Origin of the sequence: Fluctibacter corallii (genome assembly GCF_025751585.1) — a bacterium.
In the GTDB taxonomy this organism is placed as follows: Bacteria; Pseudomonadota; Gammaproteobacteria; order Enterobacterales; family Alteromonadaceae; genus Fluctibacter_A; species Fluctibacter_A corallii.
Window position 1 is genome coordinate 372659 of record NZ_JAOWKX010000003.1, and the last position, 22852, is coordinate 395510.

General features: G+C 43.6%; 29 protein-coding genes. 12 read left to right on the plus strand and 17 right to left on the minus strand.

The genetic code is table 11. The annotated features are described in order from the left end of the window. Nucleotides 1-4 precede the first annotated feature (4 nt). The 3 genes from rpmA (at nucleotide 5) to OE749_RS07825 (ending at nucleotide 2632) form a co-directional block, all read left to right on the plus strand. The gene (rpmA, locus tag OE749_RS07815) at nucleotides 5-259 is read left to right on the plus strand and encodes a 50S ribosomal protein L27 (protein ID WP_263711878.1); all 255 of its coding nucleotides are present in this window, start codon (nucleotides 5-7) and stop codon (nucleotides 257-259) included. A gap of 282 nt (nucleotides 260-541) precedes the next feature. Next, on the plus strand, nucleotides 542-1714 hold the full coding sequence (gene cgtA / locus OE749_RS07820; protein WP_263711879.1) for an Obg family GTPase CgtA: 1173 nt from the start codon (nucleotides 542-544) through the stop codon (nucleotides 1712-1714). Between the two features lie 312 nt (nucleotides 1715-2026). Continuing rightward, nucleotides 2027-2632, plus strand: a complete 606-nt coding sequence (locus tag OE749_RS07825) for a MarR family winged helix-turn-helix transcriptional regulator (protein ID WP_263711880.1) — start codon at nucleotides 2027-2029, stop codon at nucleotides 2630-2632. Between the two features lie 91 nt (nucleotides 2633-2723). Here the strand turns inward: OE749_RS07825 and OE749_RS07830 are convergent, their stop codons facing one another. Then, complete coding sequence (locus OE749_RS07830) at nucleotides 2724-3662, minus strand: diiron oxygenase (RefSeq protein WP_263711881.1); 939 nt, start codon at nucleotides 3660-3662, stop codon at nucleotides 2724-2726. 286 nt (nucleotides 3663-3948) lie between these two features. On the opposite strand from OE749_RS07830, the gene OE749_RS07835 reads away from it, so the two are divergent. From OE749_RS07835 to OE749_RS07845, 3 genes are all read left to right on the plus strand, one after another. After that, complete coding sequence (locus OE749_RS07835) at nucleotides 3949-4956, plus strand: flavin reductase family protein (protein ID WP_263711882.1); 1008 nt, start codon at nucleotides 3949-3951, stop codon at nucleotides 4954-4956. 21 nt (nucleotides 4957-4977) lie between these two features. Next, nucleotides 4978-6348 carry an LVIVD repeat-containing protein gene (locus tag OE749_RS07840; protein ID WP_263711883.1) on the plus strand — a complete coding sequence of 457 codons (1371 nt, stop codon included), beginning with the start codon at nucleotides 4978-4980 and terminating at the stop codon, nucleotides 6346-6348. 86 nt (nucleotides 6349-6434) lie between these two features. Then, the gene (locus OE749_RS07845) at nucleotides 6435-7130 is read left to right on the plus strand and encodes a glutamine amidotransferase (RefSeq protein WP_263711884.1); all 696 of its coding nucleotides are present in this window, start codon (nucleotides 6435-6437) and stop codon (nucleotides 7128-7130) included. A gap of 66 nt (nucleotides 7131-7196) precedes the next feature. Here OE749_RS07845 and OE749_RS07850 read toward each other — a convergent pair whose 3' ends face one another. Further along, nucleotides 7197-7445 (minus strand): thioredoxin family protein, encoded by a 249-nt coding sequence (locus tag OE749_RS07850; RefSeq protein WP_263711885.1) that lies wholly within the window; start codon nucleotides 7443-7445, stop codon nucleotides 7197-7199. Between the two features lie 190 nt (nucleotides 7446-7635). Here OE749_RS07850 and OE749_RS07855 point away from each other — a divergent pair, with 190 nt between their 5' ends. The 4 genes from OE749_RS07855 (at nucleotide 7636) to OE749_RS07870 (ending at nucleotide 9745) form a co-directional block, all read left to right on the plus strand. Further along, on the plus strand, nucleotides 7636-8358 hold the full coding sequence (locus tag OE749_RS07855) for a hypothetical protein (RefSeq protein WP_263711886.1): 723 nt from the start codon (nucleotides 7636-7638) through the stop codon (nucleotides 8356-8358). 91 nt (nucleotides 8359-8449) lie between these two features. Continuing rightward, a complete protein-coding gene (locus OE749_RS07860; RefSeq protein WP_263711887.1) occupies nucleotides 8450-8914 on the plus strand; it encodes a peroxiredoxin family protein in 465 nt (154 codons plus the stop codon). A 6-nt stretch (nucleotides 8915-8920) separates the two neighbouring features. After that, nucleotides 8921-9334, plus strand: a complete 414-nt coding sequence (locus OE749_RS07865; RefSeq protein WP_263711888.1) for a DUF4399 domain-containing protein — start codon at nucleotides 8921-8923, stop codon at nucleotides 9332-9334. Nucleotides 9335-9484: 150 nt separating this feature from the next. Further along, the gene (locus OE749_RS07870; RefSeq protein ID WP_263711889.1) at nucleotides 9485-9745 is read left to right on the plus strand and encodes a DUF2024 family protein; all 261 of its coding nucleotides are present in this window, start codon (nucleotides 9485-9487) and stop codon (nucleotides 9743-9745) included. Between the two features lie 119 nt (nucleotides 9746-9864). Here OE749_RS07870 and OE749_RS07875 read toward each other — a convergent pair whose 3' ends face one another. Next, nucleotides 9865-10101 (minus strand): hexameric tyrosine-coordinated heme protein, encoded by a 237-nt coding sequence (locus tag OE749_RS07875; protein ID WP_263711890.1) that lies wholly within the window; start codon nucleotides 10099-10101, stop codon nucleotides 9865-9867. Nucleotides 10102-10216: 115 nt separating this feature from the next. Here OE749_RS07875 and OE749_RS07880 point away from each other — a divergent pair, with 115 nt between their 5' ends. Further along, nucleotides 10217-10915, plus strand: a complete 699-nt coding sequence (locus tag OE749_RS07880; protein ID WP_263711891.1) for an MOSC domain-containing protein — start codon at nucleotides 10217-10219, stop codon at nucleotides 10913-10915. Nucleotides 10916-11116: 201 nt separating this feature from the next. Beyond that, nucleotides 11117-11635 (plus strand): type 3 dihydrofolate reductase, encoded by a 519-nt coding sequence (gene folA / locus OE749_RS07885; RefSeq protein ID WP_404828145.1) that lies wholly within the window; start codon nucleotides 11117-11119, stop codon nucleotides 11633-11635. Here folA and OE749_RS07890 read toward each other — a convergent pair. The 14 genes from OE749_RS07890 to OE749_RS07955 form a co-directional block, all read right to left on the minus strand. Continuing rightward, on the minus strand, nucleotides 11632-12081 hold the full coding sequence (locus tag OE749_RS07890) for a hypothetical protein (RefSeq protein WP_263711892.1): 450 nt from the start codon (nucleotides 12079-12081) through the stop codon (nucleotides 11632-11634). The two genes, folA and OE749_RS07890, sit on opposite strands and share 4 nt — an antisense overlap. A gap of 158 nt (nucleotides 12082-12239) precedes the next feature. After that, entirely contained in the window at nucleotides 12240-13226 is a 987-nt protein-coding gene (gene rpoS / locus OE749_RS07895) for an RNA polymerase sigma factor RpoS (RefSeq protein ID WP_263711893.1), read from the minus strand. An 86-nt stretch (nucleotides 13227-13312) separates the two neighbouring features. Then, nucleotides 13313-14146 (minus strand): peptidoglycan DD-metalloendopeptidase family protein, encoded by an 834-nt coding sequence (locus OE749_RS07900; protein ID WP_263711894.1) that lies wholly within the window; start codon nucleotides 14144-14146, stop codon nucleotides 13313-13315. A gap of 82 nt (nucleotides 14147-14228) precedes the next feature. Further along, on the minus strand, nucleotides 14229-15188 hold the full coding sequence (locus tag OE749_RS07905) for a DUF368 domain-containing protein (protein WP_318527869.1): 960 nt from the start codon (nucleotides 15186-15188) through the stop codon (nucleotides 14229-14231). 26 nt (nucleotides 15189-15214) lie between these two features. Next, nucleotides 15215-15853, minus strand: a complete 639-nt coding sequence (locus OE749_RS07910; protein WP_263711895.1) for a protein-L-isoaspartate(D-aspartate) O-methyltransferase — start codon at nucleotides 15851-15853, stop codon at nucleotides 15215-15217. Nucleotides 15854-15877: 24 nt separating this feature from the next. Continuing rightward, on the minus strand, nucleotides 15878-16651 hold the full coding sequence (gene surE, locus OE749_RS07915; RefSeq protein ID WP_263711896.1) for a 5'/3'-nucleotidase SurE: 774 nt from the start codon (nucleotides 16649-16651) through the stop codon (nucleotides 15878-15880). Next, entirely contained in the window at nucleotides 16648-17697 is a 1050-nt protein-coding gene (gene truD / locus OE749_RS07920; protein WP_263711897.1) for a tRNA pseudouridine(13) synthase TruD, read from the minus strand. The genes surE and truD overlap by 4 nt, the downstream gene beginning before the upstream one ends. Then, nucleotides 17694-18173, minus strand: a complete 480-nt coding sequence (gene ispF / locus OE749_RS07925) for a 2-C-methyl-D-erythritol 2,4-cyclodiphosphate synthase (RefSeq protein ID WP_263711898.1) — start codon at nucleotides 18171-18173, stop codon at nucleotides 17694-17696. Before ispF ends, truD begins: the two co-directional genes overlap by 4 nt. Beyond that, a complete protein-coding gene (ispD, locus tag OE749_RS07930) occupies nucleotides 18173-18871 on the minus strand; it encodes a 2-C-methyl-D-erythritol 4-phosphate cytidylyltransferase (RefSeq protein ID WP_263711899.1) in 699 nt (232 codons plus the stop codon). The genes ispF and ispD overlap by 1 nt, the downstream gene beginning before the upstream one ends. Before the next feature lie 5 nt (nucleotides 18872-18876). Then, entirely contained in the window at nucleotides 18877-19155 is a 279-nt protein-coding gene (ftsB, locus tag OE749_RS07935; protein WP_263711900.1) for a cell division protein FtsB, read from the minus strand. 82 nt (nucleotides 19156-19237) lie between these two features. Beyond that, nucleotides 19238-20998 (minus strand): TIGR03545 family protein, encoded by a 1761-nt coding sequence (locus tag OE749_RS07940; protein ID WP_263711901.1) that lies wholly within the window; start codon nucleotides 20996-20998, stop codon nucleotides 19238-19240. A 3-nt stretch (nucleotides 20999-21001) separates the two neighbouring features. Then, a complete protein-coding gene (locus tag OE749_RS07945) occupies nucleotides 21002-21505 on the minus strand; it encodes a TIGR03546 family protein (RefSeq protein WP_263711902.1) in 504 nt (167 codons plus the stop codon). Nucleotides 21506-21531: 26 nt separating this feature from the next. Further along, entirely contained in the window at nucleotides 21532-22203 is a 672-nt protein-coding gene (locus tag OE749_RS07950) for a LysE family translocator (RefSeq protein WP_263711903.1), read from the minus strand. 155 nt (nucleotides 22204-22358) lie between these two features. After that, on the minus strand, nucleotides 22359-22733 hold the full coding sequence (locus OE749_RS07955; RefSeq protein ID WP_263711904.1) for a hypothetical protein: 375 nt from the start codon (nucleotides 22731-22733) through the stop codon (nucleotides 22359-22361). Nucleotides 22734-22852: the final 119 nt, after the last annotated feature.

A 22852-nucleotide genomic window follows, 5' to 3' on the forward strand; every position in this document is an offset into this window, starting at 1 on the left:
AAAGATGGCACACAAAAAGGCGGGTGGTAGTACCCGAAATGGTCGTGACTCAGAAAGTAAACGTTTAGGTGTTAAGCGTTTCGGTGGTGAGTCTGTATTGGCTGGTAACATCATTGTTCGTCAACGTGGTACACGTTTCCACGCTGGTGACAACGTAGGTATCGGTAAAGACCACACTCTATTTGCTTTGTCTGACGGTAAGGTTCAGTTCGAAGTTAAAGGTCCAAAAAATCGCAAGTACGTAAGTATCGTTGCTTAATTGACCTTTATAAAAAATTGATAAAGAGCCCCGCCTGATGTGCGGGGCTTTTTTATGATAATGGCATTGTGCATGTCTGAACATGCTTCGATAAAATACGATTAACGTTGTCGTTTGCTAGCCGAATGGGGCCAATCAGACTTAGGTAGAGCAGGTTTAAACTAGATCTCTTCTGAAGTGTTATACGACCAGAGTTTCAGTCTGGTAAATTCCCAACTAAGATTAGTCTTTGCCCTAATGCATAATTTGATCGTAATTCTTGTTTCTCAATTGAGGTAAGTAATGAAATTTGTAGATGAAGCGGAAATCCGCGTCGAAGCCGGGGATGGTGGAAATGGAACCATCAGTTTTCGTCGAGAAAAGTTTGTACCCAAAGGTGGGCCTGACGGCGGAGACGGCGGAGACGGCGGCAGCGTTTATCTTTGTGCAGATGAAAACTTAAATACCTTAATTGATTTTCGTTTTGAGCGTTTTCATCGTGCAGAGCGAGGGCAGAACGGGCAAGGTCGAAATTGCGCCGGTAAGCAAGGTAAAGATCTCGAATTAAAAGTGCCTGTAGGCACAAGAGCGACAGATCAAGATACTGGTGAGGTGCTTGGCGACCTTACTAAGCATGGGCAACGACTCAAAGTTGCGCAAGGTGGTTTCCATGGCTTGGGTAACGCCAGATTTAAAAGTAGCGTAAACCGTGCACCACGACAAAAGAGTAATGGTACACCTGGTGATATCCGCAATCTGAAACTTGAATTGATGCTACTTGCCGATGTTGGCCTACTTGGCTTACCAAATGCGGGTAAATCGACGTTTATTCGCTCCGTTTCAGCTGCAAAACCTAAAGTCGCAGATTACCCGTTTACCACCTTAGTACCGAATCTAGGTGTGGTGCGCTTAAATGCGCAAAAGAGCTTTGTTATCGCCGATATTCCTGGCCTTATAGAAGGGGCTTCTGACGGTGCTGGTTTGGGTATTCGCTTTCTTAAGCACTTAGAGAGATGCCGAATCTTATTACATTTGGTTGATTTGCTACCGGTTGATGGCTCAGATCCTCTTGAAAATGCAAAGGCAATTATTCAAGAGTTAGAAAACTACAGTCCGAAACTCGCAGCCAAGCCTAGATGGCTGATTTTTAATAAGATTGACTTGTTACTTGAAGAAGAAGTTGAAGAAATTACGTCGCGTATTATCGAGGGCCTAGAATGGAATGGCCCAGTCTTCCAAATCTCTGCTTTTCAAAAAGAGAATACTGATGCCTTGTGCCACGAAGTGATGCAGTTTATTGAGGAGCTTCCAATAGACGAACAGGCAGAGGTTGAAGAGGAAGTAGAGTTCAAGTGGGATACATATCATCAAGAGACGATTGCTGCACATCAGCATGTGGAACTTGATGATGATGACGACGACGATGATTGGGATGATGACGATTATGATGTCGAAGTCATTTACACCAGAGAGTAGCGACTCACTACGAAAGCCCCGCAGATAGCGGGGCTTTTTTTGGTTCGGTAAGATAATTTTCTCTCTTCGGTAAGGTTATTTCTCGTGATTGTTATTTGTACAAAAAAAATTAAATAAAAACACCTGTAAGCTCAAAAAATTATCAATTTCAACTAGTTAATATTATATGTGATTTTTATTGCAGTTTTTATGTAAACTGTATACCTTATACATCAGAATAAAAAATAACCTTTTAGGTGAAGTGTACTTCACATTTTTGACACAGTAACTATCTGTGTTATATTGGTTTCGAGTTAAAACAAAGATTTGCATATGATGAATCCTGATCGCTTAACAGACCTTCTCGAGCGCCTTGGTGCGCTTTATCGTAGTGAGATGAAACAATCTGGCATTAAACTATCGTTGCATCCTGTTCATATGGAAGTGCTGTATTTTCTCAGTCGCTGCAATAAATATAGTAATACGCCAGTCGCTATCAAAGAGTATCTCAACACCACCAAAGGTACGATTTCTCAAACAATTTCATTGTTGGAATCTAAAGGGTTACTGACTAAAGTTCCGGATGAAAATGACAAACGTGTAGTACACGTACATTTGACTGATGAAGGTAGGGAAATCGTCAATCAAGAGATGCCTCCTCGTGCGTTTTCTAACGTGCTTAATAAGTTGCCCTCAGATGATCATTTGACGCTGGAATGGCAGTTAGAATCATTACTGTCTGAATTACAGCGAGATGCTGGCAAGTCAGGATTTGGCATGTGCAAAACCTGCCGATTTCACCGAAACAAAACTCCATTGAATTTTTACTGTGAATTGACCAAAGAAGATTTACCTAAAGCTGCAGGTGAGCTAATTTGTCGAGAGCACAGCTTTGACGTTAGAGAAGAAGAACTAGAAAAGGAAAGCGTTGAAAAATGAGAGGCACCTAGATAAGAGTGTGAGCTCTAATTGTCCTGACTGGGTGCCTCTCACCTATTAAAAAGACAAGATAAGTCGTTTACCGTTTAGATTACGCAGCAATTTGATTTACCTCGCTTTCATCAATACCGAGACTACCTAGTAACTTACTGACACCTTTCAGATCAACCTCAATACCCGAGTCTGTTTCTTCCTTGCTCTCTAGCAGCATTTGCTTGTAGTTAGGGAAGCCAATTTGCTCAAGAACCTGAGCCCAAACATCCCATTCGCTATCACCAAATGATGCGATCGCTGCAGGCAATGCGTTCAGGTAGAAGCGTTGATGTTTTTCTGAAAGACTATGATAAATCTCAGCCATGGTATATGAGAAAACACTCGCGTGGCTCCACTCATCTGCTGCGTGTGCTGCAACTGATTCGTAACATAGCGGCTGGATCTCTCTGTCATTGGCAAGATCGCTCAAATAGTCAGTGATCAACGTTTCCGACGCAGTTGCTACCGCTAAACGAATGAGCTTTTGCTCGTCTGACGTTTGGCAGTTATCCAACAGTCTATGTAATTGGTTGATCAATTCAAACTGAGGCATGCTTACACGCTGGATCTGTCTTTCACGATAAACAATGTTAATTCCTTGCACTGATAAAAGCGTATGGAACGCTTCGTCTACGAGTGCTTGCGAGATAACGTTTTGAATAATCGGTGATTGTGATCCAGGATATGCTCCCTCAATAAGTAAATCACATACAGGCGTGATTAACTTAGATTCGATATTAATCGTCTTTTGATTGTAAATAATCCAACCATAAGATAGCACCGCCGCTTTTAATGCGGGATCAGCTTGTTTCCAGCTGTCATGATTGCAAAATGGAAGTAAGTTTTCTTTAAAATCCGGCTTGCTAGCATCAAACGCTATTTTCTGATTAACATCCCCATTGTGCACCATTGCACGGGTATTCCATAACTTTTCCAAGTTAGAAAGTACTTCTAAAACTTGGTTGTGGTCTTCATGATGATGGTGTTGTGAATTCATCGTTCCTTTCCCTTTTTCAAATTCCAGAAAAACATATTTGCTCAAATAAGCGCCAGTATAGTATCGAATAAAATCTATAAATAAAAGTTGAATTTTTGTTTAAAACTGGTTAAATTCTTTTCCTGTTGATTGAGGTTACCGTATGGAAACCTATTAAGTGCTTGAAAAATAAGAAGAAATAAAAGTTTATTTTATGGTTAATAATTTTGTAACCAAGTGAAGGAAAAATGAATGGTACTTATATTTACCGCATATAGGTATCGAAACAAAACTGTAAGGAGTGATCATGGAAGAGAATATCTTTCGCTGCATTCAAGTAAGAAACGACGTTGAAGGGATGAAAACTTTTGTATTTAAACCAGCAAAAACAATGCGATTTTTACCTGGTCAATTTGTTTCATTCGATCTTCCAACACCTCAAGGAACTATCACGCGAAGCTACAGTTGTTCGTCTTCAACGTGTAATGACAATATTTCGTTTTCTGTCAGACAAGTTGAAAATGGTAGAGGTTCAAACTGGCTCCATGAAAATTTAAACGTTGGCGATGAGCTTTCGTGCACAGGCCCTTATGGATTTTTTACTCCAGATGAGCACGCAACAGATAAGTTACTCTTTTTAGCAGCGGGAAGTGGTATTACCCCTTTCTTATCTGTTTTACGCACGTGGCGAGATCTTGCTAAAAGCGTTGATGCATTGCTGGTTTTTTCAGTGCGTTCACCTACGCAAATTATTGAATACGCCGAACTCAAGGCGCTTGCGGCCCAGATTCCAGGCTTTTCTTTTATCGTTCTACCTGAAGTTGATCCAGATAACAGCTGGACGGGCATAACAGGCAGACTTGATGGTGCATTAATGGACGTAATAGTGAGAGATTTGCCTCAACGACGCGTCTATACCTGTGGTCCCAAGCCATATATGGACAATATTAAGCAGCACTTGCTTGATAAAGGTATTGGGCTTGACCGCTTTCATGAAGAAGCCTTCGTTTCACCGAAGTCTGAGAAGCCTGTAGAGGTCGTCGCAAGTGGTGCGGAATACCGTGTTCAATTTGAAGACAGTGGAATAGAAGTAAGTGCTGATGGTTCATCAACACTTCTTGAACTTGCTGAAAAGGCAGGTATTACGGTTCGGTCAGCATGCCGAACAGGAATTTGTGGTTCATGTCAGGTGCAGAAAAAAGCAGGTGATGTGGATATGAATGATCTTGGTGGCATTTTGCCATCAGATAAGGAAAACGGAATGATTTTGCTCTGCTGTAGCCGTCCCAAGAGCGACGTTGTTCTATCTCTGTAAATAATGGGAAAGGAGATTATTATGAAGAAGACATTATGTTTTGCAATGATGGCCGCTGCTGGCTTGGTATCAGGTAACGCGTTGGCGAATGTTGACGCGGGCAGTTTTATGGATGGTGCTGAAGAAGCGGCATTTTTCGATTTCTGGTCAATTAAAGGTAAGCCACTTGCGTTCAGTAAGCGTTTGTCTAATACCTACGTTGCACTTGATATGATGGAAGGTGAAATCATTCTGGTAAATGCAGACAATGATTTCATGATTCAACAAAACCTAACTGGATTGTGGGGTTGGCCAGGTGGTCGTCCACAGCATGCTATCATCTCTGCAGATGGCAAATGGATCTACGTTACTACAGATGCGAGCGCAGAAGATCCTGCTAGTGTGGTCGTGCTTAAGGCGCGCCGTTTGTTCTGGGAGCAAGGCTACGCAGATCTAGAAGTGGTAAAAGTACTCGAAGCTGAGCCTGCAGGAACAACGTCAAAGTACAATGTGCCGACGCAAACATCTGATTTACAGCCTATTGCTTCATGGACTCAGCCTCCAATGACGCAAATTCACGGCCCAACTATCTTGCCATATTCTAACTTTGCGTATTTCACACAGTGGACAGACGACAAGGTACGTATCATTGATGGTAAGAATCTTGAATTTGCAGACCACGATCCACTTGTAATTGAAGGCGTAACTGATTACACCCACGGTATTTTCTTCAACGAATCAGGCACATTGGGCTTGTCTACAGGTTACTACTATGACGATACAGACGTAGATTTGTATAGCGTTGATAAGAAAACCGGTAAATTAACACTTGAAAAAGTTATCCCTCTAGGTGATGAGAATGCAAAAGCAGCATTCACTCACTTCAACGTATGGCTTGACGAGCGTTATGTGGTAACAGCATCTATGCAGTTTGGTCCAACGTCTTTGACACCAGCTGGTCAAGACATCATTCCTCCTAGCGTTTGGGTAATCGATGCATGGGAAGGAACGGCTAAGAAGATCCTAGATGCGGCTAACGACGCATCAGAATCAGGTGTATTCCGTTCAGCATCAGACATCGCTGTTGCAGCAGGCAAGCTTTACGTTGCTGAAGAAGATAGCTTAGACGGTACTTATGGTAATGATGGATATGTTTCTATCTACGATTTGTCTAATGTGAATGAGCCTAAGTTCATTAAGCGTCTGAAGCCAGGCGTAGAATTGCCTGAAGGTTTCAACGTTTCACATAGTTTGGGCGTAACAGCTGACGAGCGTTTCATCTACCTAACAAGCTACGCGTCACGCTTCATCATCAAAATCGATACAACAACAGATACCGTTGTTAAGGTGTATGATGAAAATGATGGATTGACGATGCCTCACGGTGGTTTCGTATCAGGTTCACTTCGTTAATTTGAACCTTTGTAAGAAAATGAGAGCCGTTTGTCGGCTCTCATCAAGAGCTGCCTAGCAGCTCTTTGTTGGTTAAGGACACAGACATGAAAACCGTACACGTTATACGTCATATGGCGTTTGAAGGGCTAGGGAATATAGAGCTTGCCCTTGCGAAATTTGATACAAACATCAAATATATTGAAGCGGGTATGCAGCCCATCACAGAAGAGATACTTGAAAGTGATTTGTTAATCGTTTTAGGTGGTCCCATCGGCGTATACGACGTTGAAGATTTTCCCTTCTTAGAAAATGAGATTTCGCTGCTAAAGCAACGCATTGAAATGAAAAAGCCCGTGCTAGGTGTTTGCCTCGGTGCTCAGCTGATCGCTCATGCCATGGGAGGCCGCGTATATGCAGGGCCAGTAAAAGAAATTGGTTGGGGCGAGCTTGAAATCACCGCTGGTGATAGTAATCCATTGCGTCACCTTACTCGCGTTCCTATTTTACATTGGCATGGTGATACATTTGAACTCCCTGAAGGCGCTACCCATTTAGCTGGAAATCATAATTACCCGAATCAAGCGTTTGCAATCGACGACCACGTGCTTGCATTGCAATTTCACCCAGAAGTTACAGAGACCAGTATTGAGCGTTGGTTTATCGGACACCTTTGTGAAATTAGCGCAACAGAGGGGGTTTCAGTGAAGTTGCTACGCGAAGATACGGCTAAATACGTTCGTCAAATGCAGGATGCGGCAGATAAAGTATGGTTAGATTGGTTTAAAACCATCAACCTATAAACAGATTTCACATTCTCCCATAAGAAAAAGCCAGTAATGATACTGGCTTTTTAATCTGATTCGACATTACGCATTCAAGCTGCTTTTAACATCTTCCATGCTTGCGCCGAAATTAATGTGTAGTACCTGATCGTCTATAACTAGCGCTGGCACAGATTTAACACCCGCCTTTTCAGCTTCGCCAATACGATCTTTTGCATTGCCAAAGTGAACAATTTCTAGGTTCAGTTTGTTTTTATCTACCACATCAAGAATTTTCTCTTCTGCTGATACACACACTGGGCAACCCGCATGATAAAACACTGCCTTACTCATCTCTCATCTCCATTGGTTTTGATTCGAATCTATATTTGCGCATCGTGATTCACAAAGTCAATAGAAAAATTGCTTTTATTTCGAACATATAGTTATAAGTATGTTAAATAAAATTCTAAACAGCGCTTTACAGTGGTGTCGAAACGATACTATCATGGTCGGCGTAACGTTAACCTTGGATGGAATGAAAATGAAACTGACACATATCGCCATGGTACTTGGCACAACTTTATTCGCAGCAACGCAAGTTAATGCGCACAGTATTAAAAGCGACGTAGACGGAAGCAAAAAACAAGCGTTTGATATCACTAACGCTTCTGCGTCTACAGACGGCCGCCTTACTACATTCATGATGGAAGTAGCAGGTGTTGCTGGAAGCGAAAAGCCTAAAGCAATTGGTAAGTTGGCAGGTGCGAAAGTTGAATCTTATGTTTGGCCAACAAGTTTAGATCCGGAAGTGGTTGGCTTTGACAAAAAGTCGGGCATCCTTGCTTTGGCGATAACCGCTCACCCTGATTTTGATGACACGCCTTTGTTCGATGAAGATGGCGACGGTAACCCAGCGAATGATGGTGCTGATTGGCACTCACATTGGGTTGTATTGACAGAAGAAAAAGCGTGTGGTGCAGGACTCAAAGTACGTGACGTTTCACCTGGTGTTGACTTGCTTCCTGCTACAGCACCTATGTTACCGATTGCATTAGACAGCCCTGGCATGAGCCCAATTCTTGATGGCAAGATCGCTAAAATTACCGTACCTGTAAAAGATACAGAAATGGTGAGCTTCGACGCGGTAACTGCCGAGCTAATGGTACACGCAGAAGGTAAAGCGCCACTACTATGTGTTACAGGTGTACACGACGTAGCATCTGGTGACTTGTCGCTACCAGGTAAGATCATGCGTTCTGAATAAAAGTTTAGGTACTGACGGCAATACACCCTGGTTTGTCGTCAGTATCGCTTTTAATTCACCCTTTGAATAAGGCAGGATAAGGAGAGTTTCTGTGACCAAAGTGAAGGCACCTGAGCTTAAAGTAAGCAAGTGGTTGGGTACTGATGACAATATATCGCTTGATTCCCTAAAAGGGCAGGTGGTGTTGATTGAAGCATTCCAATTGCTATGTCCTGGATGTGTAACACACGCGATACCACAAGCGATAAAAGCCCGCAAAATTTTTGCAGATCATGAGTTAAAGGTACTCGGTTTGCACACGGTGTTTGAGCATCATGAAGCAATGCAAGAAGCCACGCTTTCTGCATTTATGCACGAATATAGAATCAACTTTCCTGTAGGTATTGATGTTGCGTCTGCTAACACGCCTATACCTCAGACCATGTCTCTCTATGACATGAGGGGAACACCGACTACGCTGATAATCGATAAAGAAGGTTACCTTCGCCATCACCTTTTTGGCGCGGTTGATGATATGCAACTAGCTATGCACATTCAAAGTCTGATTTCGGAGTAAAGCATCATGTTACGTCAAATTCGTAGAGCAGCGACATGGGTTTTGTTGTTGTGCAGTGTGTCCTTCTCTTCAATGGCAGATACTGCTAAAGCGTATTTTATCTATCCGAGTGATGGTCAGACTGTGCCAAGCACATTTAACGTTGTTTTTGGATTGAAAGGAATGGGGATTGCACCAGCTGGCATAGATTTTCCGAATACAGGTCACCATCATCTATTAATAGACCAATCGACGTTGCCAGATATGTCTAAGCCTCTACCTGCAAATGAAAATGTACGCCATTTCGGTAAAGGTCAAACGGAAACAATTATTACCCTGCCAAAGGGAAAGCACACCTTACAGTTGGTGTTGGGGGATTATTTGCACACACCGCATGATAAAGCGGTAGTCTCCGAAAAAATCACAGTTTTAGTCAAATAGCATTCAGGTTAAAAAGTTAACCTAGATGCTTGCATTTCGAAAAATTGCATTGCATTATGGTTTTCATTCGAACCTATTGTGTCTGCAATTGATAGAACCAAAAAATATAGTTTTGTAGTAATAGCATTGTAGTAAAGGAAGGATTTACAAATGAGAGTACATGTTTTTGATACACACGTTACGTCTGAAGAAGGTAAGTATTATCATTTTGATGTTATCGTTGACGATGATAATACAAAGTTTGTGTCTGACTACGTAAAAGAATATTTATCTTCAATTAATGTACAGCAACAATCTGTTAAACAGCAATCATGTGCCTTTTGTCACACAGAGACGGCTAATGATCAAATTAAAATTGATATAGCGAATAAAGGATATCATATCCTTCCGATGCAAGGCTGCCCTCAATAAATTTTAGGTTTATCCCCAGCGGGCCGCGCGAGGTGCAAAGAGTAGAGGCTTTCCTTCGTTGCGGTTTTTTTGTTGGATAGAGTATATAGAAAATGCACCTGATTATAGGTGCATTTTGCTTATTTCCAGTAGTTATTTGCTGCAGCAATCGTTTGATAATGAATGCTGATAACCTGGCTGGACGCAATGAGATCGCGCGTATTATTGGCGTATTCAGGACGTAGTGATTTCAAAACCTCCATATCAGGTTGAGTGACTTTTACGCCCAAACGAGACAACTTTACTGCTAGTGCAAATCCATCTTTCGGTGTGTCGGCTTGTAAGCTCTCTGGAAAGTCTTTTAATGCTTCTGACATAGTTATTCCTTAGTGTTGATAGTTAACGAACAAACTATATGACTAATAAGGTGTTGAATCAATACTAGTGGTGTGAAAATATTACCCTCAGAAACCAGTAGAGAATAGTGGAACAATGACCATCGAAAAACACACTAACGCAGAAACGATCACGTCGGTTAGAATTGGCGAAGTAAAGCAAATACCAGGCTCAGATCTGCTGTCAGGAATCAACAAATCTGAATATAACGCACCACTTTTTCTAACGAAAGAGGGGTTGAAGGGCGATCATCAAGCCGATCGGCGCTTCCATGGCGGGCCAGAGAAAGCATTGCATTTTTATCATCGAGGTCATTATGCGTACTGGCGTAAAGTAGTCAAATCCCCTAATCCTATTGAAGTAGGCTCATTTGGTGAAAACATTACCTGTACTCAGTTTCATGAGAGAAACGTGCGAGTAGGAGATATTTTTCGCTTGGGAGATACGGTCATTCAGGTGTCTCAAGGAAGGCAGCCTTGTTTTAAGCTAAACGCAAAGTTTCAGGTGCCAGATATGTCTGTTAAAGTCCAGCAATCAGGTCGAACGGGTTGGTATTGCCGAGTACTAGAGGAAGGGGAAGTCAAGCCTAATGATACACTTACCTTATTGGAACCCAATTCGTCAGGACTGACATTGGCAAAAATAAACTTTATAATTTTTAGTCCATCATTAGATCCGCAGTTGTTGAGCGCGGTGGCTGAAACCGATTCCTTGAGTGAGAGCTGGCGGAGGCTTGCTCGCCTTAGGCTTGAGTCAGGTAAAGTGGAAAATTGGGACAAGCGCCTCTTCGGATAATACGCGTACTTATCTTTAATACGTTGTTGAGATTGTCACTCACACCATTGGGATTCAATGTGTAAATCAGTGAGCTCAATTCGATAATATGTTACAAACTTGAGAATTGAAGATCGTGAAAAGTTTATCTAAGCCGATGATTCTTTTACTGTGGCTATGTATACTCGCTGCTCAGTAAATAAGTCTCAGAGTTATCTATTCATGAATATATCAATGATTGCAGCCATGGCTAACGGGCGCGTAATTGGTAAAGACAACACAATGCCTTGGCATTTACCTGCTGATCTCGCCCACTTTAAGCGCGTTACACTCGGCAAGCCCGTGATTATGGGTAGGAAAACGTTCGAGTCGATTGGTAGGCCGCTTCCCGGTCGATTAAACATTGTTATTAGCCGTAATCCGGATTTTAAACCTGACAATGTGACTTGTGTCAGCTCTTGTGAGCAGGCTTTAGTTTATGCACAAGAGCATAGTGAAAATGTCGACGAAATCATGATTATTGGTGGAGGCACCGTTTATGACTATTTTCTTCCACATTGTGACACGCTGTATTTAACCGAGATAGAACTCGATGCTGAAGGGGACACATGCTTTCCCGATTATCAGAAAGACTTTGAGTGGTCGCTAATCGATGAAGAAAAGCATAACGAGGACGATCGGAATCCATATGCCTACCGTTTTCTTACATTGAAAAAAGTGGGAGTTAAACAATCTAGCTAATGTAGCGAAAACTGTTTGTTACCGTAGCGTCTCGCGAATTTTTCGATAGGTATGCCGTTGCAGTATATGTCAGATACCCGCTTTTGACCAAAAAGCCTATTTTTAACATCAATGAAGGTTTGATTTGACGTTGCTGCTGCTACGCAAAGTTGCGTTTCACGATTGTCTTCTCTTGCTTCGAATGCATAAACACGGACTATGTCATTGCCTTCGGTATCGTTGTAACGTTTCGCAAATTCGTCAATAGGTAGGCCATTGCAAGTGAATACATCAAGGTCACGCTGATTAAATCCAAATTGCTTAAGTGCTTCTCGAAGTGCATCGTCAGATTTGGCTGCGGCAATGCATACCGCTGACAGATTGGAGCCGTCGCTATTGGTAAATGTCACACCATGAGCGGGCAACGAACAGCATATTAAAATAAAAAATAACCAGCGTATTGTCATAGCGTCCCTAAAGTATTTCCAGCACTCGTGTAAAAGTGATAAGGGTTAAGGTGTGGCAGTGTTCTACCATTGGTAGAATATCTATCCGTCGTTATCACCTCAGTGTGCAAAAAATCAGGGCATGTGTCAAAGCGCCCTTGGCCAAGGGCGCTGATAACTTATTGATTTTTGTTAAATAGGGCTTCTAAGTTGAGACCCTGATGGCCTAACATGTCTCTTAATCGCCTTAGCGCCTCGACTTGAATTTGTCTGACCCGCTCCCGTGTTAAACCGATTTCAGCGCCAACATCTTCCAGAGTAGAGGGTTCATAGCCCATCAATCCGAAGCGTCTGGCAAGTACCTCTCTTTGTTTAGGGTTGAGCTCCTCAAGCCACTTCACGATACTTGATTTAATGTCTTTATCTTGAAGTTCATCCTCTGGCCCATGCCCCTTTTCATCTGCGATAATATCAAGCAGCGCTTTGTCATTGTCGCTGCCTATTGGCGTATCTACAGAAGTGATTCGTTCATTGAGACGCAACATCTTACTCACGTCTTCTACAGGCTTGTCTAAGGCTTCAGCTATCTCTTCTGCGGTCGGTTCATGATCAAGCTTTTGCGCTAGCTCTCTAGCTGCACGTAAGTACACATTGAGTTCTTTTACTACATGAATTGGAAGTCGAATGGTGCGAGTTTGATTCATAATTGCGCGCTCAATGGTTTGACGAATCCACCAAGTCGCGTAGGTTGAAAACCTGAAACCCCGCTCAGGATCAAATTTCTCCACGGCCCGAATAAGACCGAGATTACCCTCTTCGATTAAGTCTAATAGCGCTAAACCGCGATTATTATATCGTCGAGCGATTTTTACTACTAATCTAAGGTTGCTGACTATCATTCGTTTGCGGGAGGCTTCACACCCTCTCAGTGCTCGCCTTGCGAAGTACACTTCTTCCTCTGCGGAAAGAAGCGGTGAGAACCCAATTTCACCTAAATAGAGCTGGGTTGCATCGAGATTTTTTTGCAGTTCGTCCTGACCCTGTAAGATTTCCTCCATCTGATCATTTTCATCAGATTCAATCTCTTCTAGTTCTTTGTCAATAGCATTGTCAATATCGTCGGCAGCTTTTACTGCTTCTGCGACTGCGGCCTTCGGTTCACCCATGACTGCATCTCCTGCTTGTTAAGAATTTGTGTTTACGGTCTCCCCATTTTCCTTTTTGCTTTTATTTATTGTTATTTGAATTATGTTTACTTTGGTAAATACCTAAGTGGATCAACAGATTTTCCTTTGTAGCGCACTTCGAAGTGAAGCATGATGCGATCAGCATCGCTATCACCCATTGTCGCTATTTGTTGCCCAGCAGATACCCATTGTTGCTCTTTTACGAGTATTTTCTCGTTGTGAGCGTATGCACTCAAAAATTTATCTGAATGCTTGATGATCACCAATCGACCAAATCCCCTTAAAGCACTTCCTGTGTATACGACTTTGCCAGCAGCGGCGGCCTTGATTGGTGTTCCACGGTTGCCCGCGATATCAACGCCTTTGTTCCCTTGTGCTCGGCTGGAGAAGGTGCTTATCACCTTTCCCTTCGCCGGCCACTGCCACCGTTCTACACGTTGAGGAAACGCACTAGAAGGTTGTTTTTTGGCTAATTTTTGACCTGTTCGTGAATTACCATACGCCTGCTTGTTGGTACGGTCAACTGGAATTTGTGAATTTTTTGTTAAGGTCTGACCACTTGGCTTGGGTGAGGGTTTTGGCGTATTACTAACACGCTGCTTGGTTTTCAACCGCTGGCCGGGATAAATCTCATAAGGGGGGGCAATATTGTTAAAACGCGCTAAATCTCTGTAGTCATTGCCACTTATCCAAGCGATAGAGTATAAGGTATCCCCGCGTTTTACGATGTATTCATCTTTTGCGTAAGAGCCCTGTTTACGATCATAGACTGTTTTACCTGAATGAACTTCTACAACGGGGGCTGGCGTGGTTCGGCTACTACATGCACTTACTAAATACAGCGTCATGAGATAAATAACACAACGTGCATATGAAAAAGTCGTTGAACGGATTTTCATATTAAGTGTGTTACCTCATAAATGCAGAAGACGAAGCACAATTGTCACTACGTCGAAAATTTCTGCAAGTCTCTTTGTCGGATTAAGACGCTTGTTCGTCATGAACTCTACCGAGTTTTTCCATTAATATCACTAATACAATGCCTAACAACAGTAGGCCAAAGGCAAGTGGGGCGTTGGCGTTCAATCCGGTATTGAGTTCATAAACCGCAGGAAGTACGTTTTTCTCTACGAGTGGAACCACCTCGCCGTGACGGTTTATGGTGGTTTCAAGTGTGATTTTCCACGGCCAAACTTTATTGAGTGCACCCACCATAAACCCACTCAGTAAAGAGAGGGTTAGCATTTTTTGATGGTTGAACATCCAGTTCAAGACACGAGAAAAGCTCAATAAGCCTGCAATGCATCCCAATCCAAATAAGCCAATGATGATTAGGTTGAGCTCTTTTACTGCTGTAAATATAGGGGCATACAACCCAAGTAATAACAAAATAAAGCTACCAGAGATGCCGGGTAATATCATGGCGCATATGGCAATAGAGCCGGCTAAAAATACAAAGAGTGGTGTGGCTTCTGTCGCGGTTGGCGTCAGGGTTGTAATAAAGTACGCCACACAGGCACCCAATATAAATGTGAGTACTCTAGGTAGGTTCCATTTGTCTACATGGCGAGCCACGGACCATACTCCAGCCACAATCAGCCCAAAGAAGAATGCCCACAACATAGCAGGATAATGCTCAAGTAAATGAAGAATACCGCGGCTTAGCGTCAGGATGCTCAATATCACCCCCGAAAACAGTGCGACCAAAAAGTTGCCATTAACGTGTTGCCACGCAGCCCCGAATCCTTGTTGCATCAGTAGTCTCAGCGCATCCGGGCCACACTGCTTTAATGAGTAAATCAGCTCTTCGTAAATCCCTGTAATAAAAGCGATAGTTCCACCTGATACGCCAGGAACGACATCAGCGGCCCCCATCATCATGCCTTTGCCTGCAACGCTTAAATAATCACGCCATGATGAGCGAGAGGGAGTTATTTCCATATTTTAAAGGCTCCGAACGATAAAAACTAAATGATGTCGCCAGCAACAAGAGGCACAAAACGGACCGCTTCAACGACCTTTTGCGTGAACTCTCCGTCTGTGCGCGTAATGCAAAGTAACGATTGTGTGTCTTCCCCAACCGGAATGACTAATCGTCCTCCTTCATTGAGCTGAGCATAAAGGGCTTCTGGAATTTCTTTGGCAGCGGCGGTCACGATAATGGCATCAAAAGGGCCCTTTGAAGGCCAACCGTTCCAGCCGTCACCATGCTTCATGGATACATTATGCAAATCAAGCTGGTTCATCCGTCGCTTGGCTTGGAATTGTAGCGCTTTGATGCGCTCAACCGAATAGACGTGCTGGAATAGCTGAGCAAGAATAGCAGTTTGATAGCCTGAACCGGTGCCTAACTCCAACACCGTTTTAGGCTTGTTTTCACTTTCAAGCAGCAACTCTGTCATTTTAGCGACAATGTAAGGCTGTGAAATTGTCTGGCCCTGCCCAATCGGAAGTGCAGTATTTTGATACGCTTTGTGCATTAATGCATCAGGCAAAAAGCGCTCTCTAGGGGTAGAGGCCACCGCATTGAGCACGTGTAAGTTTTGAATACCTTCTTGGTGAAGAAGTTGTGCTAATGCTTCTCCTTTTCTGCTGGTAGATATCATGTTTGTCGTGATTCCGATTCGTTCTTACTGTTCTTTATTGCTTGAATTATTATATTTCTTTTTTAACCAATGTTGCATGGCCTCAAGGCTTTTATACGCGGTCATATCAACACTTAATGGTGTTACAGATGCATAGCCTCGCGCGATGGCATGAAAGTCTGTTCCAGGGCCAGCATCTTGTTCGCTGCCAGCTGGGCCATACCAGTATATATCTCGTCCAAAAGGATCGGTATCTTTCACCATTGATTCAGCTCTGTGTCGGCGTCCTTGGCGTGTGACTTCCACGCCTTTTAACTGCTCGTATGGTACGTCAGGCACGTTAATATTCAAAATTTGGTCAGCAGGGAGCGGATGAGCAATCAGGTGTTCAATCATATCACACACCACTTTGGCAGCCGTTTGAAAATGCTCCCCTCTCTTGCTGGCCAGCGACACAGCGATGGCAGGGAGTCCCATATAGCGTCCTTCAGTGGCTGCGGCAACAGTACCAGAATAGATAACATCGTCGCCTAAGTTCGCTCCGTGGTTGATGCCAGACACAACGAGTTGAGGGTCTTCTTCTAAAAATTGGTTAATACCCACATGAACACAGTCTGATGGCGTGCCGTTAACGGAGTAGAAGTCGTTCTTCATTTTCTGGATTCGTAAGGGTTGATGAAGCGATAAGGCATTGCTAGCACCGCTACAATTTCTATCAGGTGCAATTACCGTCACATCGTGCAGCTTCGCCAACTCGTCATGCAAACAAGAGAGCCCTTCTGCAAAAACACCGTCGTCGTTACTTAGTAGTATTTTCATTCCCTGTCTCCACTTTGCGTCGTAATCAACTCACGTAATACACTGGTTGCAAATGCGCCTGAAGGCAACGAGAAGCTTATCGTAAGTGTATCGTCTGCAAGTGTAAAATCCAGATTCGACGCATATAAGCGAATTGCGCGGCGCTCTTGAGACAATTTAAGTGCTTCAAGGGTATTCGTTAGGTCAGAGTAACTGCCAGCACATTGCGTTTCGAAGTCTTTCGCCGCTTCCTTTGATTGAAGCGGACCTTCTCCCCACATTGGCGCCGTGACAATGACGTCGCGTTGTTCAACACGTGAGAGTAAGTGTTCGTCAACCACATCAGCAGTAAAAAAGCTGTTGGAACCACTGAGCTGCATAGCATCCCCTTCAAGAACGGTATCAAAAATACCGTGCTCTAGCCGCTTTGACACAAACTCATTAAACAGCCAAGAGCGTAAGGCTGAAATGGCCATTGAGCGTTTATTTCTGTTACGAATGGTTTCGCCACCCATCATCATTTCTGCTAACGCAAGGTTGCCGCCCTGAGGGTGGTGTCGGCTGCTGCCAAATCGTTGCTCACCGAAGTAATTTGGTACCCCAGTTTGCGTTATTTTTGCAATTCTATCAGGTAAGTCTTCTGCGTTTTTAATATCACGGAGAGTGATCGTAAAGTGATTCCCTTTTAAAACACCCGTGCGCAACTTTTTATTGTGGCGTTTTGCTTCAAGGATTTGCAGCCCATCAAGGTGTAAACCTTGCCAGTCGATATCTTCTTTACCAGGCTTATGCACGCCTATCCATTGGTAGGTTTTAGCATGCTTGTCTTTTCTGCCTGCATAAGAAACGGCGCGCAGCGGTAATTGGGCATATTTTGCAATAGCCTCTGCGACAAACGCGGTATTCAGTTCGTTTTTTTCGATCCACAAGTAGATGTGTTCACCTTCGCCGATGGGTTGGTAGCCCAATTCTTCTTTTACGATAAAATCATCTGGCGATGACTTTAACGTGCCAGTCGCGTTTGGCGCTGATAGCAAATACTGCCAATGATCTGTGGTTAAATTCACGCGTTTTTTCTCTCTAGCAATACAACCGCATGGGTCGCAATTCCTTCTTTCCTGCCAACAAAGCCAAGCTTCTCTGTTGTAGTGGCTTTAATGTTTACCTGGTCTGTATCGCAATTAAGCACCTCAGCGATAGTCGCCTGCATGGCAGTTATATGGGGAGCCATTTTGGGAGCTTGGGCAATAATGGTTATGTCAGCATTGCCGAGTGTATAGCCTTTTTTAGTGACCAAACCATACACATGCTTTAATAGGTCTTTGCTGTCTGCACCTGAGTAGGCGTCGTCAGTATCGGGGAAATGCTTGCCAATATCTCCCAATGCCACTGCGCCTAGCAGCGCATCGCACAACGCATGCAAGGCTACATCGCCATCTGAATGGGCAATCAGTCCTTGCGTGTAGTCAATGGTAATGCCACCAATGGTGATGGGACCTTGTCCGCCAAATTTATGTACGTCATAGCCATGACCAATGCGCATTAGGATGTCCTCTGATTAAGATAAAATTCGGCCAGAGCAAGATCTTCTGGCCGTGTAACTTTAATATTACTGCTACAACCCTCAATTAAGTTTACGGTGAAACCAGCTTGCTCCATGGCCGAAGCTTCATCAGTAATGTTTGAACCCGCAGATAAACCGTTTAGCAACGCGGTGAGTAATTGCGCTTTGGGGAAAAATTGGGGCGTTAACGCATGCCAAAGCCCGTCTCTGTCTTCGGTATGAGACACCGTATTTGGCATGTGTGTTTTGGCTCGTTTCATCGTATCACGTACCGGCGTTGCCAAAATACCCCCTTCAGTGCCTTGTTCAGCAAGTGCGAGTAACTTGTTTAGGTCACTGTGCTTCAAACACGGACGTGCTGCATCATGCACCAATATCCATGGGCTGGAATCGTCTGTTTGAAGGCCTGACAGCACAGAATCAGCTCGCTCTTTACCGCCTGCAACTCTGTGTACACGAGGGTGGTGGGCAATGTCGAGGGCATCAAAATAGGGATCGCTCGGATGTAAAGGCAAGATCACGCGTCCGATTTGAGGGTGCGAAAGCAGGTTGTTTAGCGTGTGCTCTAATAAGGTTTGTCCGTGAATCGTTAAATATTGTTTGGGTCTATCGGCTCGCATGCGCTTGCCGACTCCCGCAGCTGGAACGATTACGTCAAATATCGGTTTGTTATGCATGTAAACTATTGTTCTGAGGGTAAAATACGATAAAAGGTTTCTCCGCGCTTGATTAAACCCAGTTCATTTCGGGCACGCTCTTCAATCGCTTCGAGGCCAATTTTTAAATCATTAATATCTGCTTGTAGCAATTCGTTTCGTTGCTTTAGGTTTGCGTTCTGTTTACGTAAATCCTGCACTTCTTTTTCCATCGCTACATAGTCGGGAATGCTATGCTTTCCAAACCAAAGTCGGTATTGGAGCATACACAAAAGTACCAGCAACAATGCTGTTAGCCATTTCATCTTTTGCTACCTCCTCGCTAAATACCGTTAGGTACGCATTATGCCGAGGTTTGATGTGTATAGCCAGCGGCACAGCGAAGCGCTATTCATTGTCGCCAAACAATTTATCCAGCAGTTTGTCTTTTAGCTTATTTTTTTCTTTTTGAATGGCATCATCTAATTTAGTTTTGAGCATATTTTCAATGCTGGTTAAATCGCCTGTTGCTAATTCTTCCCACTGTAACCATTGTAAATATTCATCGTCCTTTGTGCCTAGGAGTGAATTCGCTTTTTGATTAAGGCGGCGTTTTAGCTCTTCGATCTTCTGGGTTTGTTCGGGTGACAAATTAGTAACTAACGCACTGGCTAACTGCTTATCCAAGTTTGAGGAAAATTGAAATGACGGCGAATGAATATTCCCAGAAATTTTTGAATCAATTTGTAATGAGTTAAGGCCCGATAACGTCGAGGCGATAACATTCGTTAGCTTGTTTTCGCCTTTTGCTTGAATAGCCAGCTGGCTCAGATTGGCTTTGCCGTTGCCACTCAGTTGATTGTCTTTAAGGCGTACACTGCCTGATGTCGTTAATTTTCCTTCCAGAAGCGACGATACTAACTTAGCACTGTTAATCAGGGTTCCTTGGGGCAAAGCGAGTTCGTCTACTTGCCATTGCTGCTGCCCATTGAATCCTGCATCACCTAAAGCAAACTCACCTTTTAAAGAGACTGCGTTGAACAAAGGAGAGCGTCCGGCATCGGCGGTGTAACGGGTAGGTTTGCCGATGATGTCGTGCTGTTGAGTGATATCAAACCATTCACTCGCAATGTTTTGTCCTTGATATTGTACTGTTATGTTGGCATGTTTAATCCAAAAATCAGGCATAGAACCGTCATCTTCGAAGATTATCCATCTCCCCGTTTCGCGTTGTTGCTGCTGAGCGTCTTCGTGCTGGTTATTCATCGCTGGGGCAAGCGTATCTGTGGCAAGTAACACGTACTCTGTCCATTGCTTGGCTTTGGGGCCAAACACCATTTCAGTCACTTCAGAAATGGCAGCATGATCACCAGCAAAGGCAGATTTCAATCGGTTGAAATCATTTTCAGGGGCTTGTTTCAATTGCGACAATTTAGGCGCGATATCTTGTTTTGCATTCGACACCGCGTTTTTGAAGGCAGAAATGCGGGCTTTATCTTCTTGCAAGGCTGATTTAATGCGTTCGAATTCTTCTTTTGCACTGAGAATGTCAGCGGGCGTCTTATATTCTTTTTCTGTCAGCGCTTTCAGTTGCGCTTTGTATTCCTCAAGTGTGTCTTTTTTAGGAAGGGCTGCATACCCCTGTTTAACCTGCGTTTTGTGATCTTGAAAAGCAGATTCTAGTGACTCAGCAACGCGTGTTGTTTCTAACGGTGAGCGTGCTAATACGTCATCCACTGAAGGCGCTTCAGGCAGGTCGCCGAATAGAGCCTCTGTAGAGAACGGACTAGAACCTGGTGAGCGAAACACCTCGCCGGCAGAGCTACGCTCTGTGCCAAAGCGTAGTCTGTTGACATTCAAGCTCTCAATGATAACTTTTTTCATTAATAGAGGAGAAAGTTGTACCTCTGCGTCTAGCTGCTCAATCTGAACTTTATTCCTATTCGGGCGGGCGGCATCGGTTATTTGAATATCGAATAAAGCGATTTTAAAAGGAGAAAACTGATGCGCGGCACGTTCAATGTTCACTTCTGCCCCTACGGCTGACTCTAAACCTGACTCGGCAGCTAATCGAATCCATGTATCAAGAAATGCCCACACGATGAGTGCAATCAGCCCAACAAAACCGAAAAAGGCAGTCAGTCCCCACCAGCGAATAACATTCTTCATCTGTTAACTTTCCATTTTTTCATAAAGGCTATAGATGCGCGTTCCTTTAATGAACTCGACAATTTTCAAGGTTTTTATCCATTCCATAACGCGCTCACGGTATTTGACCACCAGTATTTTGCTGGTAATGACCACAATGGGAAAAAGCACCATGGCAACGACTAGGCTTCCTAATGTCAGGGTGTGATTAAATTGTGACAATACACCAATACTTGAATTGTACGCACTTTGCCAAACGCTATGAAGCGAAGGGGCGGTTAACAGCGCTTCACCTACGGCGATCATCAAAGGATCGAACAAATACGCGATTAAGGTAAATGCTCCCCATGAAACCAGAGCTGCGGTTAAATTTACTCTGAAAAAGAGAATGCACAACACGACTACAAGGTTATGAAGTCGCAGAAGCGGCGTTAATCCCAGTATCATTCCTAGCGCTATTGCAAAGGCAATTTGCCATGGTGATGACGCCGAATGAAGGATTTTAAAAAATTTGGCGAGCCAGTACATGAAAAGCCTCCTTGCACATCAGGCGATCAATTCGAGGTAGACGCATTCTCAGAAAATGGCGTATTCTCATTTATGGATTCAAGCATAATCAGACTCCCCAATAACATCAATATAGAGCCAGAAATACGCTCTTGCCAGAATGAAAAGCGCGGATGCGTTGCCAGCCATTTTCCTACCTGTCTGGATAAAAATACCACAAACAAATCCGATGCTAGTGCAATGCAAGTGTAAATACAGCCAAGCACGAGCATTTGCGATATCACGTTGCCATGATTTTCAGAAACAAATTGAGGCAAAAACGCAAGTAAAAACAGGGCTGTTTTGGGGTTGGTCATTTCTACGATAAAACTTTGTTTCAGAATGGCTTTGGGCGCTAAAAATGACACATGAGGTTTATCGGGGGAGGCTACCTGCGCATAACGAATGTATTTCCAACCGAGATAAATGAGGTATCCGGCTCCGCCCACTTTAATTGCAAGATACGCCATCGGGGAGTAGGTAAACACAACTGCAAGACCGAGAGCCGTTGCCAGTGCATATGTTAACGAGCCGATTGCCATGCCTCCTGCGGCGGCAACACCTGCTTGATACCCTTGCCCAAGCGCGCGCGCCATAATGTACAAATTTGATGGGCCGGGTGACAAACTTAAAATGAGTGCGGCTAAGGCGAATGCGAGCAAAGATTCAAGAGGTGGCATAAAACTCCTTATTGGCACTACAGATAAGTACGCTGTGATCTGGTGGCATACTGCAAATAGTTGCTATGGATAGCAAGGTTGATAAAACCATGGTAGCAGATTTGTTCTATAGAGAAAGTCGAGATTGATTTAAAGGTGGTGTGATGTATTTGATATTAAAGCTTTCGCATTAGTGCTTCGGCTTCTTCTCTGCTTTCAACGATGTGAACATGCCAACTGTCTGTCGATGCTTGCTCTTGGTATAAGCGCGCACGATCTGTTCGTTTATTGCTTAATGATGGAATACATACGGCATGAACATTGTCATTAATGCTCCCTAGAATTCTGCCTAGCACTGCAAATTCAGCGATATTTTCGTGACTGAAATTGACTTCGCTTGCATTGGAGTAATCAAATATGACTTTGTGCAGTGACTCTAACCCGTTCATAAACTCGTCGGTTTTCACGGATGCAATAACATCTGCTGCGTCTACCACACCACTGTATTGAATGGCTACCCAATTGGCGTAAAGGGTGATGTCGTAGGGCATAATGCGTATTGCTCCGTGTAAAATACTGTAACGCTCTTAGGGGCTCACAGGCATGGTGTTTTATTTCACTCTAATACAAGTATAGGCTGTTAATTCTGAGCAAGAGACACAATGTTAAG

Excerpts from the sequence above, each read along its gene's own strand:
- rpmA (WP_263711878.1), top strand. The coding sequence starts at position 5 with ATGGCACACAAAAAGGCGGGTGGTAGTACCCGAAATGGTCGTGACTCA.
- cgtA (WP_263711879.1), top strand. The coding sequence starts at position 542 with ATGAAATTTGTAGATGAAGCGGAAATCCGCGTCGAAGCCGGGGATGGT.
- OE749_RS07825 (WP_263711880.1), top strand. The coding sequence starts at position 2,027 with ATGATGAATCCTGATCGCTTAACAGACCTTCTCGAGCGCCTTGGTGCG.
- OE749_RS07830 (WP_263711881.1), bottom strand. The coding sequence starts at position 3,662 with ATGAATTCACAACACCATCATCATGAAGACCACAACCAAGTTTTAGAA.
- OE749_RS07835 (WP_263711882.1), top strand. The coding sequence starts at position 3,949 with ATGGAAGAGAATATCTTTCGCTGCATTCAAGTAAGAAACGACGTTGAA.
- OE749_RS07840 (WP_263711883.1), top strand. The coding sequence starts at position 4,978 with ATGAAGAAGACATTATGTTTTGCAATGATGGCCGCTGCTGGCTTGGTA.
- OE749_RS07845 (WP_263711884.1), top strand. The coding sequence starts at position 6,435 with ATGAAAACCGTACACGTTATACGTCATATGGCGTTTGAAGGGCTAGGG.
- OE749_RS07850 (WP_263711885.1), bottom strand. The coding sequence starts at position 7,445 with ATGAGTAAGGCAGTGTTTTATCATGCGGGTTGCCCAGTGTGTGTATCA.
- OE749_RS07855 (WP_263711886.1), top strand. The coding sequence starts at position 7,636 with ATGAAACTGACACATATCGCCATGGTACTTGGCACAACTTTATTCGCA.
- OE749_RS07865 (WP_263711888.1), top strand. The coding sequence starts at position 8,921 with ATGTTACGTCAAATTCGTAGAGCAGCGACATGGGTTTTGTTGTTGTGC.
- OE749_RS07870 (WP_263711889.1), top strand. The coding sequence starts at position 9,485 with ATGAGAGTACATGTTTTTGATACACACGTTACGTCTGAAGAAGGTAAG.
- OE749_RS07875 (WP_263711890.1), bottom strand. The coding sequence starts at position 10,101 with ATGTCAGAAGCATTAAAAGACTTTCCAGAGAGCTTACAAGCCGACACA.
- OE749_RS07880 (WP_263711891.1), top strand. The coding sequence starts at position 10,217 with ATGACCATCGAAAAACACACTAACGCAGAAACGATCACGTCGGTTAGA.
- folA (WP_404828145.1), top strand. The coding sequence starts at position 11,117 with ATGAATATATCAATGATTGCAGCCATGGCTAACGGGCGCGTAATTGGT.
- OE749_RS07890 (WP_263711892.1), bottom strand. The coding sequence starts at position 12,081 with ATGACAATACGCTGGTTATTTTTTATTTTAATATGCTGTTCGTTGCCC.
- rpoS (WP_263711893.1), bottom strand. The coding sequence starts at position 13,226 with ATGGGTGAACCGAAGGCCGCAGTCGCAGAAGCAGTAAAAGCTGCCGAC.
- OE749_RS07900 (WP_263711894.1), bottom strand. The coding sequence starts at position 14,146 with ATGAAAATCCGTTCAACGACTTTTTCATATGCACGTTGTGTTATTTAT.
- OE749_RS07905 (WP_318527869.1), bottom strand. The coding sequence starts at position 15,188 with ATGGAAATAACTCCCTCTCGCTCATCATGGCGTGATTATTTAAGCGTT.
- OE749_RS07910 (WP_263711895.1), bottom strand. The coding sequence starts at position 15,853 with ATGATATCTACCAGCAGAAAAGGAGAAGCATTAGCACAACTTCTTCAC.
- surE (WP_263711896.1), bottom strand. The coding sequence starts at position 16,651 with ATGAAAATACTACTAAGTAACGACGACGGTGTTTTTGCAGAAGGGCTC.
- ispF (WP_263711898.1), bottom strand. The coding sequence starts at position 18,173 with ATGCGCATTGGTCATGGCTATGACGTACATAAATTTGGCGGACAAGGT.
- ispD (WP_263711899.1), bottom strand. The coding sequence starts at position 18,871 with ATGCATAACAAACCGATATTTGACGTAATCGTTCCAGCTGCGGGAGTC.
- ftsB (WP_263711900.1), bottom strand. The coding sequence starts at position 19,155 with ATGAAATGGCTAACAGCATTGTTGCTGGTACTTTTGTGTATGCTCCAA.
- OE749_RS07940 (WP_263711901.1), bottom strand. The coding sequence starts at position 20,998 with ATGAAGAATGTTATTCGCTGGTGGGGACTGACTGCCTTTTTCGGTTTT.
- OE749_RS07945 (WP_263711902.1), bottom strand. The coding sequence starts at position 21,505 with ATGTACTGGCTCGCCAAATTTTTTAAAATCCTTCATTCGGCGTCATCA.
- OE749_RS07950 (WP_263711903.1), bottom strand. The coding sequence starts at position 22,203 with ATGCCACCTCTTGAATCTTTGCTCGCATTCGCCTTAGCCGCACTCATT.
- OE749_RS07955 (WP_263711904.1), bottom strand. The coding sequence starts at position 22,733 with ATGCCCTACGACATCACCCTTTACGCCAATTGGGTAGCCATTCAATAC.